We start from the raw sequence: 12,812 nt of genomic DNA on the forward strand, positions 1-12,812 counted from the left end.
GGCGCGACCTGTCGTGCCGAGCCGGGACGCTGCTGCGCGCCGCCGTCGGGCTGCGCGCCCTCGTGGCGGCCTGCTCCGGGGGAGGCTGCCGCCCGGGCTACGGCCCCGGCCGGGAGCCGGCCGGGCACGCCCTCCGGCACAGCCACGCCGGGCACGTCCGGCGTACACCTGTCCGGCGATGCCGGAACCCGGCGTCTGGTGATTGCAGGCGGCGGGACCGGGTCCGACCCGGGCGTCGACGCACACCGGCTGGCCGGGGAGCCAACTCGGGCTGGTGGCAGAACGGCTGCGCGTCCCCGCGACGGGAGGCGGGCTCGGGCCGGAGACCGCGCGGGGCACGGCAGGGGGCCGTCGTGGACGTGCCGGCCGGCGCATCCACCGAACCGGCGACGTCTCCGGACCGGACGGACGTGCGGACCGCGCACTGCTATACAAGGCACGCCGCCGCCCGCCGACCGGAGGAACTGCGAGATGGCCGCTCGGGCGTACCAAGCGCACGGCTACACCCTCACGAGCGAGGTCGCCCTCACGCTTCCCGAGGCTCCGGTCGGGTGGACGGGCGACCCCGGCCGGCAGCTGCGGGTACGCCTCGGCGAGCCGCGCCCGGTGCCGGCGACCGCACCCGCGGGCGTGCCCCTGACCGGCCCGGAGGGCCAGGGGCTGCCGTACGCCTTCGTCCGAGCCCCGGACGGGGGGGTCGTGCTGCGCTTCTTCGGCGTCGCGGACCTCGTCGCCGACCCCGGGCTGACGGACGTCGTGGCGCACCTCGCCCCCGGCACGGCGGAGGAGGTGCTGCCCCTGCTCGTCACCGGCCTCCTCGTCTCGACCCGGCTGCTGCTGGACGGCGAGCTCCTGCTGCACGCCAGCGCGGTGGCGCGCTCCGGCAGCGCCGTCGCCTTCGTCGCGGCGTCCGGCGCGGGCAAGTCGACGCTGGCGACGCTGCTGGGCCGCGAGGGCTGGAGCCTGCTGACCGACGACGTGCTCCGGGTCAGCCTGGGCGGGGGGGCCGCGCTGGGCTGGCCGGGCTCGGTCGAGACCAGGCTGCGGCCGGACGCGCTCGTGCTCGTGGACGGCCCGCAGAGCGCGCACACGACGGTGGACGGGCGTACGGCCGTGCGAGCGCGCCGGGCCGAGGCGGGGCCGCTGCCCGTCCGGGTGGTTGCCGTCCCCCGCCGGAGCGCCGGGCTGGCGGGCCCCCGGGTGCTGCCACTGCCACCGGGCGAGGCGATCGCGGTGCTGCTCGGGCTCCCGCGCGTGGTGGGCTGGCAGGACCCCGCGTCGTCCCGTGCCCAGTTCGAGCTCCTCGCCGACCTGGTCGAGCGCGTCCCGGTCGTCGTGCTGGAGACCCCGGAGGGGCCGCCCTTCGCCGACCGGCTCGCCGCGGACGTCGCAGCCCTGCTGGACGGCGTCCGCGCTCCGAGCGGCTGAGCTGCCGCCAGGGCGGGGCGAGCGGTCAGTCGCGCGCGTCAGCCTCGCTCTCGAGGGTGTCGACCAGCTCGGAAGCCAGCTGCTCGAGCTGCCTGACCTGCGCGTCGTCGATGGAGTGCGGCTCGATGTCGAAGGTGCAGAGGGTGCCGATGATGAGGTCGCGGGACGTGCGCAGCGGCACCGAGGCGTAGAACCGCACGTTGCCGAGCCGGCCGTCCACCCAGGGGCTGTCGGCGAAGCGGGGGTCGGCGCTCGCGTCGGACACGTGCACGGGGCCTCCGAGCCGCAGCGTGACGTCGCACATCGCCTCCGATCGCGGCGCCGGCGTGCCCGCGAACCCGCTCGTGGCGGGCTGCCACTGGGTGTCCGCGTCGAGCAGGTTCAGCGTGGCCATGGGCACCCCGGCGGCCACGGCGGCCCGCTCGACCAGGTCCTCAACGGCGGCGCTCTGCCGCACGGCGGGGTCGGTCAGCCGGTGCAGCTCACGGACCCGGAGGCCCTCCTCGACGGCTGCGCTCATGTGCGGCGCCCCTTTCACGACGGTCCTGCGCTCAGCAGGACACCTCTGCCCAGACGACCTTGCCCACGGCCAGCGGCTCGCACCCCCACGAGGAGCTCAGCGCATCGATGATCAGCATGCCGCGGCCGCTCTCCTCCTCGAAGGAGGCCTCCCGCGGCTCCGGCCGCCGGTCCGAGTCGTCCTGGACCCCGATGCGGAGCACGTTCCCGGTCCGGCGCAGCCGCACGCGCATCAGGTCGCCCTCGCCGTGGCGCACCGCGTTGCCGACCAGCTCGCTGAGCACGAGCGCGGCGTCGTCCAGCCGGTCGGGGTCGCAGGCCCAGCAGGCGAACGTGGTCCACAGCAGGGAGCGCAGCCGGGCGCTGGACTCCGCAGCACGTGGCACGGTCGCGACGCTGCTCGAGTCCACCGGTCCTCCTCGGCTGGTCCTGCTCGGTCCACCGCGTGTCATCGGCACGAGAGCCCGCGACTGAAGCACGAGCGCGACGCCCCTCATGTCTACCCTGCCGAGTCCCCGGGCCGCGCTGCGGTGGCCGGGTGCTACAGCCGGGCCGCGAGCCCGCCGAAGAGGACGGGACGACTCCTGGCCCGCGCCGCGCCGGCCTGCCAGCACACGGGGGGCCACATGGGCAAGGCACGCACACCGGCCGAGCAGCAGGTCGCCGAGCTCCTGCGGACGGCGAAGGGCGCCCTGGGCCTCAGCGTCACCTTCCTCACCCGCATGGACGGCGAGACCCAGCACCTGGAGGTCGTCGACTCCTCGGTGCCCTTCCTCTTCCAGGAGGGCTACCAGCAGCGCCAGGAGGCGACCCTCTGCCAGGCGATCAGGGACAAGAAGCTGCCTGCGGTCATCCCCGACCTCAGGGACTTCCCCGTGGCGATGAAGCTTCCCGCGGCCCGGTTCCCCCGGATCCGCAGCTACGTCTCCGTACCGGTCGTCCTCAGCGACGGCACCGTCTACGGCACCTTCTGCGGAGCAGGGCTGACCTCGGACAAGGGGCTGACCAAGCGCGACCAGTCGCTGATGGACGTCCTGGCCAGCGCGGCGGCGGTCATCCTCGAGCCGGGCGTCCAGGAGCAGGCACGCGCCGCGGAGATCGCCGCCCGCCTGCAGCCGGTCATGGACGACGGCGGCCCGCTCGTCGTGCTGCAGCCGATCGTCAGCCTGCGGACCGGCCACCGTGAGGGCGCCGAGGCGCTCAGCCGCTTCCCCCGGGAGTGGGGCAAGGCGCCCGACCTCTGCTTCGCCGAGGCCCACAGCATCGGGCGCGGGCACGAGCTGGAGCTGCTGGCCCTGCAGGGCGCGGCCCGGCACCTCGAGGTGGTGAGCGGGTACGTGTCGATGAACGTCTCGCCGCAGACCCTGCTGACCGAGGGCTGCGCCACCCTGCTCCGGTCGCTCCCCCTCGACCGGATCCTCCTCGAGCTGTCCGAGCACGACCCGGTGGAGGACTACGAGGCCCTGCAGGCGACGCTCGCCCCGCTGCGCGCCCGCGGGATGCGGCTGGCGATCGACGACGTCGGCGCCGGCTTCTCCTCGCTCCGGCACATCGTGCTGACCTCGCCGGACGTCATCAAGCTCGACCGCAGCTTGGTCGACGGGGTCAACTCCGACCCGGTCCTGACCTCGCTCGTGCGCTCCCTGGCCGAGTTCGGCCACGGTGCCGGGGCCGTCGTCGTGGCCGAGGGCATCGAGACGGCCGAGGACGCCGCGATGCTCGTGTCGCTGGGCGTGGACCACGGGCAGGGGTGGCACTTCGGCCGGCCCGGCCCGCCCGAGGCACTGGTCGACGCCTGTGCGGTACCCGCCGCGGAGGGGCTCGTGCCGCGCCAGGCGGGTCCTCTGATCGTCACCTGATCAGCGCAGCGCGTACGCCTCCGCGACCGCCCACATCCACGGCAGCACCAGCGCGGCGGTCGGCACGGTGAGCAGGGCGGCGGCGCCGCCGTAGGTGAGCGCGGACAGGCCGCGGTGACCGGGCCGCCCGCCGCCGGCGAGGCGACGGACCCGGGCCGCGGCACCGGCCGTCAGCACCGTGCCGGACGCCGTCGGCGCGGGTACCGGCGTTGCGCTCAGCGCCAGGAGGGCGTTCGCCAGCGGCCGCTCCCCGGCCTTGCGGCGGGCGGCGTCGTCGGCGAGCATCTCCACGAGCAGCCGCACCGTCTGCAGCGCGGCGCCGCTGCGTACGAGCCGGGGGAACGCCTGGTGCAGCGCGGTGAAGAACTCGACGAGCAGGTCGTGCCGGGCGCGCAGGTGGGCCCGCTCGTGCGCGACCACAGCCGCCAGCTCGACGGGACTGAGCGAGGCCAGCGTCGCCTCGGACAGGACGACGGCGGCCTCGCGGCCGGGCAGGCAGTAGGCGTAGCAGGCCTGGCCCTCGACCACCCGGACGGCCGAGCCGCCGGAGGTCACCGAGCCGCACTGCAGCAGGTCGACGAGGTCGCGGTGGCGCTGGCGGCGGCGGCGGGTGCGCACCGCCACGCTGAGGCCGGCCGCAGCGAGCCGCCCGCCGAGCAGCCCGGTGACGACGCCGACGGCCACCGCCGCGGGCAGCCCGTGCGGGTTCAGCAGCAGCTCGGTCGTGGCCCACGTGCCGGCGCCGAGCGCGGCGAGGAAGGCGGCGACCGCGAGGGCCTGCCAGAGCACGAGAGCGGCCCGCGGCACCTGCCAGGTCCAGCGCGCGCGAGCGAGCACGGCCGGCACCGGGCCGGCCAGCACGAGCGCGAGGAGCCCCAGCCAGAGCCCGGTCATCCCCCGCGCCTCCCGCGGCGCCCCCGGGGGCGGCCCAGCCCGTCGAGCGCCTCGCGCAGCGCCTGCGCCTCCGACGGCGACACCTGCTGGACGAAGTGGACGAGGGCAGCGGCCCGGGCCTGCTCGTCGACGTCGCCCAGCGCGTCGACCATGAGCTCGGCGGCCAGCTCCTCACGGCTCGCGGCCGGGGAGTAGCGGTAGGCCCGCTCGGCGCGCTCCTCGACCGCCAGCCCCTTGCGCGCGAGCCGTTGCAGCACCGTCATGACGGTCGTGTACGCCGCCTGCCGGGAGGCGCTCAGGCGCTCGTGGACCTCGCGCACGGTGAGCGGCCCGGGCGCGCCCCACAGCTGCGCCATCACGTCGCGCTCCAGGTCTCCCAAGCCCACGCACCGAGCCTACGACGCAGCGTCGTTGACCGCGACGGACAGCGCTGAGACAAGAGACACAGGCCGTCGAGGAACACGAGGGACCTTGGTCGCTACTACTCTTTGTCGTAGGTACTACGCCTCGTCGTAGAGAGAAGAAGCGACATGGACGTCCTCGAGCTCACCCGCCTCCAGTTCGCGGTGACGACGCTCTACCACTACCTCTTCGTGCCGCTCTCGATCAGCCTCTCCACCCTGACCGCGGTGCTGCAGACAGCCGCTGTCCGGACCGGCCGGGCCGACTTCCAGCGCCTCGCCCTCCTCGTCGGCAAGATCCTCATGGCGACGTTCGCGGTCGGCGTGGTCACCGGTCTGGTTCAGGAATTTCAGTTCGGCCTGGGGTGGAGCGACTTCGCCCGCTTCTACGGGGACGTCTTCGGCCCGACCCTGGCGCTCGAGGGCATGCTCGCGTTCTTCCTCGAGGCGACGTTTCTGGGGCTGTGGTACTTCGGCCGGGACAAGCTCCCGCGGCTCGCCCACCTGGCGACCATCTGGGTCGTCGCGGTCGGCACGCTGCTGTCGGCGTTCATCATCCTCGCCGCGAACGCCTTCATGCAGAACCCCGTCGGCTACACCTACGACGAGGAGGCAGGGCGGGCGCACCTCGAGAGCTTCTCGGCCCTGCTGCTCAACGAGGTCAACCTCGCCGCATTCCCGCACACCGTCGCGGGCGCGTTCATGGGCGGCGGCTCGCTGCTGCTGGCCGTGGCGCTGTGGGGGATGTCCCGCCGGCCGGCCGACACCGCCGCCTGGCGTACCCTCGGCCGGCTCGGCGCCTGGACGACCGTCCTCGGCGGCGCCGGCACCGCGGTCACCGGAGACGCCCTCGCCAAGGTGATGACGCACGTGCAGCCGATGAAGATGGCTGCGGCCGAGGCGCTCTACGCCTCGCGCAGCTCGGCACCCTTCTCCGTCTTCGCGTACGCGCCGCCCGGCGAGGACGAGCCCAGCTGGAGCCTCGAGATCCCCGGCCTGCTCTCCTTCCTGGGCAAGGGCAGCTTCGGCGCGACGATCTCGGGCATGGGCGACCTGCAGAGCGAGTACGCCGCCCGCTTCGGCGCCGGTGACTACGTCCCGTGGGTGCCCGTCGCCTTCTGGAGCTTCCGGCTGATGATCGGGGTCGGGCTGGCCGCGGCGGCGCTCGCCGCGGCGTACCTCTGGCTGACCCGCAAGGGCAGGCCGCTCCCCGTCCCCCGCGCCCTCTCCCGGCTCGTGCCCGTCCTCGCCTTCGCCCTCCCTCTGCTGCCCGCGGCCGCCAACTCCTTCGGCTGGGTCTTCACGGAGACCGCCCGCCAGCCGTGGCTCGTGTTCGGCCTCTTCCGCACCGAGGACGGCGTCTCCCTCGGGCTGACGTCGACCGAGGTGCTGCTCTCGCTCGGCGGTTTCGCGCTCGTGTACGGCCTGCTGGCCCTGGCCTGGGCGCGGCTCGTCCAGCGCCTGCTGCACGCCGGGCTCCCGCCCGAGGAGCCGGCGCCCGCCGAGCGGGACGACGCCCCCGTCCCGGCCCTGACCTACTGAAGCGGAGTTCGCTCGATGGCGCTGGACCTCCCCACCGTCTGGCTTGTCCTCGCGATCGCCTCGTGGGTCGCGTTCTTCGTCCTCGAGGGCTTCGACTTCGGGGTCGGCATGCTCGTCGGGCTCACGCGCGGCGCGCACCGCGAGGAGCGGCGCGGCGTACTGGTCCGCACCATCGGCCCGGTGTGGGACGGCAACGAGGTCTGGCTCGTCGCCGCGGTGGGCGTCATGTTCGCGGCGTTCCCGGCCTGGTACGCCTCGCTGCTGTCCGGGCTCTACCTGCCGATGGTGCTGGTCCTGCTGGCCCTGGCGGTCCGTGGCGTGGCCCTCGAGTTCCGCGGCAAGGTCGACGACCCGCGGTGGCGCGCCCGGTGCGACATGGCGCTGGCCGCGGCGTCGCTGGCCACGGCAGCCCTCTTCGGGGCGGTGCTCGCGGTGCTCGCCCAGGGCCTCCCGCTCGGGCCCGACGGGGAGGTGCGCGGCACCGGGGCGGGCCGCTCCCTGGGCCTCGTGCTCACCGGCCCCGCCCTGCTCGGGGCGGTGGCCGGCGTCGCGGCCTGCCTGCTGCAGGGCGCTGCGTTCCTCGCACTGCGCACCGAGGGGAGGCAGCGGCAGGCCGCACGTCGGGCGGCCGGGAGGCTCGCCCCGGCCGTCGGCCTGGCCGCCGCGCTCGCCGGGCTGGCCACGGGCGCGGGCCTCCTGGTGCTGGCGGGCATCGCGGCCGGGCTCGCCGGGCTCGCCGCGCTCCGCGCCCGGGAGGCGCTGACGTTCGCCGCGAGCAGTAGCGCGGTCGCGCTCGCCGTCGTGGCCGTCTTCGCCTCCAGACTGCCCACGCTGATGCCCAGCACGCTCGCGGAGGAGTGGTCACTGACGCTGCACGGCGGAGCAGCCTCGCCGTACGCACTGCGCGCCCTGTCCGTCGCCGCAGTGGTGATCCTGCCGGGCGTGCTCGTCTACCAGGCCTGGTCGTACTGGGTCTTCCGGCAGCGCGTCGCGGGGCCTCGGGTCGCACCCGTGCTCCCGTCGCAGGCGGCCCGCTCGTGAAGCCGCTGGACCCGCGGCTGCTCCGCCGCTCCCGGCACGCGCGGGTGGGCAGCGCGGCACTGGCCCTCACCGGGGCACTGGGCAGCGGGCTCGCGGTCGCCCAGGTCTTCGCGGTCGTCGGGCTCGTGTCGCCGGTGGCCGACCCGGGCCGCCTCCCGGCGCCGGCCACGCGGCTGCTGCCCGCGGCGGCCGTGCTGGCCGGGCTGGTGCTGGCTGCCGCGGCGGTGCGCTGGGCCGAGCAGCTGCTGGCGGTCCGGGTGGCGACGGCCGTCCAGGGCGAGCTGCGGTCGGCGGCGCTGCGGGCGGCCCTCCCGGTCGCCGGGCAGCTCGGGGTCGCCCGCGTCGCGACCCTGCTGACCTCCGGGCTGGCGGCCCTGGAGCCCTGGTTCACCGCGTACCTGCCCTCGCTCGTCGTCGCCGCCGTGCTGCCGGTCGCCGTCGTGGCCGTTCTGGCCCTGCTCGACCCTGCGACGGCGGTCACCGTCGCCGTCACCCTGCCGCTGGTCCCGCTCTTCGCCGCCCTGCTCGGCTGGACCGCCCAGCGCCGGGCCGAGCGGCAGTGGCACGCGATGAGCCGGCTCGCCGCGCACTTCCTGGACGCCGTGCAGGGCCTGGCCACGCTGCGGGCGTACGGCAGGGCGGAGCGCCAGGCCGGCGTGGTCGCGGCAGCGACGGACGCGCACCGGCGCTCCACCCTCTCGGTGCTGCGTGTCGCCTTCCTGTCCTCCACCGCGCTCGACCTGGTCGGGACCGTCTCCGTCGGGCTGGTCGCCGTCTCCGCCGGCCTGCGCCTGGTCGACGGAAGCCTCGATCTGCGAACAGCGTTGCTGGTGATCCTGCTCGCTCCTCATGCCTACGCCCCGCTGCGCGAGGTCGGTGCCCGCTTCCACGCCAGCGCGGACGCGCTCGCCGTGCTGGACGAGCTCGACGCGGTGCTCGCGCGCGGCCCCGGTGCCCCGCGAGCCCTGAAGCAGGTTCCCGGACTGTGCGTGCGCGGGCTGGCCGCCTCGCCCGGAGGCGCCGACGGCCCCCGCTGCGGCCCCCTGGACCTCGACGTGCGCCCCGGCGAGCTGGTGGCCCTGACCGGCCCGTCCGGGGCGGGGAAGACGACCCTGCTACGGGCCTGCGCGGGGCTGTCGGCGTACGACGGCGAGCTGGCCCGCGCCGAGCGGGTCGCGTACCTGCCGCAGCGGCCTACCTTCCCGGCGGCCCGCACCGCGCGCGAGGCCGTCACTGCGGGCCGGCCGGACGTGCCCGAGGCGGCGCTCCGGGCGGCGCTGGACGACGCAGGGGTCGAGCCCCCCGTGACCCTCGACACCCGGGTCGGCGAGCGGGGCGCCGGGCTGTCCGCGGGCCAGCGGCAGCGGCTCGCCCTGGCCCGGACGTTCCTCACCGCCCGCGGCGGCGCCCAGCTGCTGCTGCTCGACGAGCCGACGGCGCACCTGGACGCGGCGGCGGAGGCGCGTGTGGTGACGGCACTGCGTCGGCTCGCCGACGACGGGTACGCAGTGCTCGCCGTCGCGCACCGGCCGGCGCTCGTGGCGGCCGCCGACCGGGTCGTGCACCTGCCCGCGCGGCCAACCGTGCCGGCTCCTGCCCCGCCGGCGCCGCGGCGCACCACGACCGGGGCGGGCGCGCAGCTCCCGGCGGCGCCGGTCACCGACCGCTGGCACCGCGCCCGCGACCTGCTCGCCGTTCTCGTCGGGGTGGCGGCCGCGCTCACCGGCCTCGGGCTGGTGGCGGCCGCGTCCTGGCTGATCGCCCGTGCAGCCGGGTCCCCGCCCGTGCTCGCGCTCTCGCTCGCGGTCGTCGCCGTGCGCGGCACCGCGGTCGCACGGCCGCTCCTGCGCTACGTCGAGCGCCTGCTCACCCACGAGGTCGCGCTCCGCCGGCTCGCCGAGTGGAGGTCGGAGGTCTACGCGCAGCTCGTGCCCCGCGTGCCCGGCCGGCACGTGCCCCGCCGCGGTGACCTGCTGACCCGGCTCGTCGCCGACGTCGACGCGCGCGCCGACGTGCGGGTGCGGTGGGCGCAGCCGGTGCTGGTCACGGCAGTGGCGGGCGCGGTCGCGCTCGCCGGGGCGTACGCGATCTGCCCACCGGCCGCGACGGCCGCACTGCCGCTCCTGCTGCTGGCCGGGGTGGCCGCGCCCCTTGCCGCGGCCATCGGGGCGGGACGGCTCGCGGCGCGGCAGGCGGCCGCGGACGCCCGGCTGCAGGAAGAGGTGCTCGAGGCCCTCGACGGTGCCGACGACCTGCTGACGCTGCCGGCCGGGGCGGCCGGGGCTGCGGCCGGTGTGCAGGCCGCGGGACGCGCCTGCGACAGCGCCGCCCGTGCCCGCGCCCGCGTCGCGGGGCTCGCGGACGCGCTGGTCGGAGCCGGCTCCGGCCTGCTGCCTGCGGCCGTGGCTCTCGCGGCCGCGCCGGCCGTCGTCGCCGGCGAGCTGGCCCGCACCTCCTACGCCGTGCTGACCCTCGCCGCTCTGGGCGCCGGCGAGCTGCTCGCCCCGCTGCCGGCGGCGGCGCGGGCCCGCTCGCGCGGCTCGGTGGCCCGGGCGCGGCTGGCCGAGGTGCTGGGCACCGCACCGGCGGCGACCGAGCCCGCCGCCCCGCTCCCGCTGCCCGCGGGGACGCACCTGCAGCTGCGGGGCGTCCACGCCGGCTGGCAGGCCGGGAACCAGGTGCTGCGCGGGGTCGACCTCGACCTGCCCGCGGGGGCGGTCGTGGGCGTCGTCGGCGCGTCCGGCAGCGGGAAGTCGACGCTGGGGGCGGTGCTGCTGCGCCTGCTCGACGTATCGGCGGGCAGCGTGCGGCTGGGCGGTGCAGAGCTCGCGCGGCTGCCCGGGGACGCGGTGCGCCGGCGGGTCGGGCACCTGTCCGACGACGAGCACGTGTTCGCCACCACGCTCCGGCAGAACCTCGCGCTGGCCCGGCCGGACGCCTCGGACGACCAACTGGTGCGCGCGCTCGGCCGCGCGCGCCTGGGCGACTGGTACGCCCGACTGCCCGGCGGCCTCGACACCCAGCTCGGCGACGGCGGCCGCGCCCTGTCCGGTGGCGAGCGACGCAGGCTCGCCATGGCCCGGGCACTGCTCGCCGACCTGCCCGTGCTGGTCCTCGACGAGCCGACCGAGGGGCTGGACGAGCCCACGGCCCGCGCCCTCCTGACGGACCTGCTCGGAGCCGCGGACGGCCGCACCGTCCTGCTGCTGACCCACCGACCGGAGGGGCTGGAGGCCGCCGACGCCGTCCTCCGGCTCGAGCACGGGGTGCTCCACCCGCACGAGCAGCCCGCAGCCCTGCCGCGGGTGGCCGACGAGCCGGTGACCTGCTGAGCTCTCCGCTCAGCGGTAGCTGAAGACGGTCTCGTTGTAGCGGTGCAGCAGCTTGGCGAAGAGGTTCACGTCGGCCTCGTCCCAGCTCGCGAGCAGCTCGCCGAAGTACTCGCGACGGGCCTCCCTCATCCGCCGGATGCGCGCGCGCCCGTCCTCGGTGATCTTGAGCACCGTCGCCCTGCCGTCGGTCTCGTCCGGGTGGCGCTCCACCAGGCCGAGCTTCTCCAGGGTGGCGACCTGCCGGCTGATCGTCGGCTTGCCGACGCCGAAGAAGGCGGCGAGGTCGGTGCCGCGCGCCCCGTCCACCTGGTCCAGCCGGATCAACAGCCCGTACGCGTCGTTCTCGAGCTCCGGGTGGATCTGGCGCGCGAACTCCTGGGAGGTCCCGCGGGCCCGGCGCAGCAGGACGGTGAGCTCCTGCTCGACGCCGACGTGACCGGTGCGCTGGGCCGTGCCCTCGGTGTCACTGGCTCCGGTCATGCCACGCCCTTTCTCGTGCCTGGTCCACCGCAGCGTTCGCGGTGAGCCCACCCTGCCATGGCACGCGCCGGACGGGCGCACGACGCGGCGACGCTCGACCCCCCGCTCAGGGGCGTCGCGGGCGTCAGATGCCGACGAGCATCCGGTCCACCTGGGCGAGCAGCGCCGCTCGTCCCGCGTCGTCGATCTTGCTCGACCGGGCCGACTGCACGAGGGCGCGGATCTCCCGGAGGCGCCGGCGCTGGGCGTCGACGTTCCCGCACAGCTGGGCCTGCTCGCCCTGCTCGACGAGGCGGCCGAGGTCGCGGGCGAGGCTGCGCACGACCGAGCCCGCCGCGACGAGGTCGGCCACGTCGACCGACAGGTGGCGCACCGACTCGCCCCGGACGATGGCGTACGGCTGCGGCGGCGTCTGCGGCGGGTCGCCGGCGAAGAGGAGCGGCTTGTACGGCACGGGGCTCACGATCGCCGGGATCGGCTGAGCCGACGGCCTGAGCCGGCCCGGGACCACCTGGCCCGCCGCGTTGACGACGCCGAAGCAGTAGCCGCGCGCCCGGACGCCGTCTAGCACCTGCGGGAGGGCCTCCTGCACGGCCGCGCCCGCCGGGGTGTCGATCGGGCCGTCGTGGAACAGCAGGATCCGGTCGGGTGAGAGGTTGTTCAGGATCGCGTCGCGGATCGTCGTCGCGGTGGTCTCGGCGCGGAAGTCGTTCCCCCCGAGGTTGGACGGGACGCTGACGTAGCCCGCATCGGCGATCGCCTGGCGCAGCGGGGCGCCGTTGCCGGACCCGCCCGGAGCACGGAAGCCCTTGAAGGCGAAGGTCGCGCCCGAGCCCAGGATGACGGACTCGGCCGCGAGGATCTCGCGTCGCATGTCCGCCGGGGCGAGCTGGCCCATGTTGACGTGGCGGTAGGAGTGGTTGATGACCGAGTGGCCCTCGCGGACCTCGAACTCGGTGATGTGCGGGTTGGCCGCGACGCGCATCCCGATGTCCGCGAACGAGGCGGGGACGAGCTTCTCGCGCAACACGCGCAGCGTCTGCGGTCGGTAGCTCGACGGCCCGTCGTCGAAGACGAGGCCGACGGTCCCGCTCGGGCACACCTCGTCGACCGCGACGGCGGCCGTGGGGAGCGAGACGAGGGCACCGGCGCTCAGGGCCGCTGCCGACACGGCGGCGAGGACGAGCTTCTTCATCGAAGCCTCCGCGAGGACGACGACGGCGGCGAGTGGGCCGACGTCTCCCGCAACCTACGAGAGCGCCATTCCGGCCGTCAACGGGCCAGATCTGGACGAACGCCGGTCGACCCCGCCGCTT

At 75.9% G+C, this 12,812-nt stretch carries 11 protein-coding genes; 5 read left to right on the top strand and 6 right to left on the bottom strand.

Going from position 1 to position 12,812, the window contains the following annotated elements:
- Positions 1 to 471: 471 nt before the first annotated feature.
- Complete coding sequence (locus tag G9H72_RS15565) at positions 472 to 1,428, top strand: hypothetical protein (RefSeq protein WP_166172719.1); 957 nt, start codon at positions 472 to 474, stop codon at positions 1,426 to 1,428.
- A gap of 25 nt (positions 1,429 to 1,453) precedes the next feature.
- On the opposite strand, the gene G9H72_RS15570 is transcribed toward G9H72_RS15565, so the two are convergent.
- Both G9H72_RS15570 and G9H72_RS15575 read right to left on the bottom strand, forming a co-directional pair.
- A complete protein-coding gene (locus tag G9H72_RS15570) occupies positions 1,454 to 1,948 on the bottom strand; it encodes a GAF domain-containing protein (protein WP_166172721.1) in 495 nt (164 codons plus the stop codon).
- A 31-nt stretch (positions 1,949 to 1,979) separates the two neighbouring features.
- Complete coding sequence (locus G9H72_RS15575) at positions 1,980 to 2,357, bottom strand: ATP-binding protein (RefSeq protein WP_166172723.1); 378 nt, start codon at positions 2,355 to 2,357, stop codon at positions 1,980 to 1,982.
- Between the two features lie 216 nt (positions 2,358 to 2,573).
- On the opposite strand from G9H72_RS15575, the gene G9H72_RS15580 reads away from it, so the two are divergent.
- Entirely contained in the window at positions 2,574 to 3,806 is a 1,233-nt protein-coding gene (locus G9H72_RS15580) for an EAL domain-containing protein (protein WP_166172725.1), read from the top strand.
- Here G9H72_RS15580 and G9H72_RS15585 read toward each other — a convergent pair whose 3' ends face one another.
- Positions 3,807 to 4,700 carry a M56 family metallopeptidase gene (locus tag G9H72_RS15585; RefSeq protein ID WP_166172727.1) on the bottom strand — a complete coding sequence of 298 codons (894 nt, stop codon included), beginning with the start codon at positions 4,698 to 4,700 and terminating at the stop codon, positions 3,807 to 3,809.
- Complete coding sequence (locus tag G9H72_RS15590; protein ID WP_166172729.1) at positions 4,697 to 5,086, bottom strand: BlaI/MecI/CopY family transcriptional regulator; 390 nt, start codon at positions 5,084 to 5,086, stop codon at positions 4,697 to 4,699. Before G9H72_RS15590 ends, G9H72_RS15585 begins: the two co-directional genes overlap by 4 nt.
- Positions 5,087 to 5,230: 144 nt before the next feature.
- Here G9H72_RS15590 and G9H72_RS15595 point away from each other — a divergent pair, with 144 nt between their 5' ends.
- Genes G9H72_RS15595 through cydD form a run of 3 tightly spaced genes read left to right on the top strand, consistent with a single transcriptional unit; the run spans position 5,231 to position 11,016 of the window.
- Complete coding sequence (locus G9H72_RS15595; protein WP_166172731.1) at positions 5,231 to 6,643, top strand: cytochrome ubiquinol oxidase subunit I; 1,413 nt, start codon at positions 5,231 to 5,233, stop codon at positions 6,641 to 6,643.
- A 15-nt stretch (positions 6,644 to 6,658) separates the two neighbouring features.
- A complete protein-coding gene (gene cydB, locus G9H72_RS15600) occupies positions 6,659 to 7,684 on the top strand; it encodes a cytochrome d ubiquinol oxidase subunit II (protein WP_166172733.1) in 1,026 nt (341 codons plus the stop codon).
- Positions 7,681 to 11,016: a thiol reductant ABC exporter subunit CydD gene (gene cydD / locus G9H72_RS15605; protein WP_166172735.1), complete on the top strand. Its 3,336-nt coding sequence runs from the start codon at positions 7,681 to 7,683 to the stop codon at positions 11,014 to 11,016. Before cydB ends, cydD begins: the two co-directional genes overlap by 4 nt.
- Before the next feature lie 9 nt (positions 11,017 to 11,025).
- On the opposite strand, the gene G9H72_RS15610 is transcribed toward cydD, so the two are convergent.
- The gene (locus tag G9H72_RS15610; RefSeq protein WP_166172737.1) at positions 11,026 to 11,496 is read right to left on the bottom strand and encodes a MarR family winged helix-turn-helix transcriptional regulator; all 471 of its coding nucleotides are present in this window, start codon (positions 11,494 to 11,496) and stop codon (positions 11,026 to 11,028) included.
- A 124-nt stretch (positions 11,497 to 11,620) separates the two neighbouring features.
- Positions 11,621 to 12,691, bottom strand: coding sequence for a polysaccharide deacetylase family protein (locus G9H72_RS15615; protein ID WP_166172739.1), 1,071 nt, complete (start codon positions 12,689 to 12,691; stop codon positions 11,621 to 11,623).
- Between the last annotated feature and the right edge of the window lie 121 nt (positions 12,692 to 12,812).

Source organism: Motilibacter aurantiacus, assembly GCF_011250645.1.
GTDB classification, from domain to species: Bacteria; Actinomycetota; Actinomycetes; order Motilibacterales; family Motilibacteraceae; genus Motilibacter_A; species Motilibacter_A aurantiacus.

Bases quoted from the DNA above. Each gene is read 5' to 3' on its own strand.
- G9H72_RS15585 (WP_166172727.1), bottom strand. From the start codon at position 4,700: ATGACCGGGCTCTGGCTGGGGCTCCTCGCGCTCGTGCTGGCCGGCCCG.
- G9H72_RS15595 (WP_166172731.1), top strand. From the start codon at position 5,231: ATGGACGTCCTCGAGCTCACCCGCCTCCAGTTCGCGGTGACGACGCTC.
- cydB (WP_166172733.1), top strand. From the start codon at position 6,659: ATGGCGCTGGACCTCCCCACCGTCTGGCTTGTCCTCGCGATCGCCTCG.
- G9H72_RS15565 (WP_166172719.1), top strand. From the start codon at position 472: ATGGCCGCTCGGGCGTACCAAGCGCACGGCTACACCCTCACGAGCGAG.
- G9H72_RS15610 (WP_166172737.1), bottom strand. From the start codon at position 11,496: ATGACCGGAGCCAGTGACACCGAGGGCACGGCCCAGCGCACCGGTCAC.
- G9H72_RS15580 (WP_166172725.1), top strand. From the start codon at position 2,574: ATGGGCAAGGCACGCACACCGGCCGAGCAGCAGGTCGCCGAGCTCCTG.
- G9H72_RS15570 (WP_166172721.1), bottom strand. From the start codon at position 1,948: ATGAGCGCAGCCGTCGAGGAGGGCCTCCGGGTCCGTGAGCTGCACCGG.
- G9H72_RS15615 (WP_166172739.1), bottom strand. From the start codon at position 12,691: ATGAAGAAGCTCGTCCTCGCCGCCGTGTCGGCAGCGGCCCTGAGCGCC.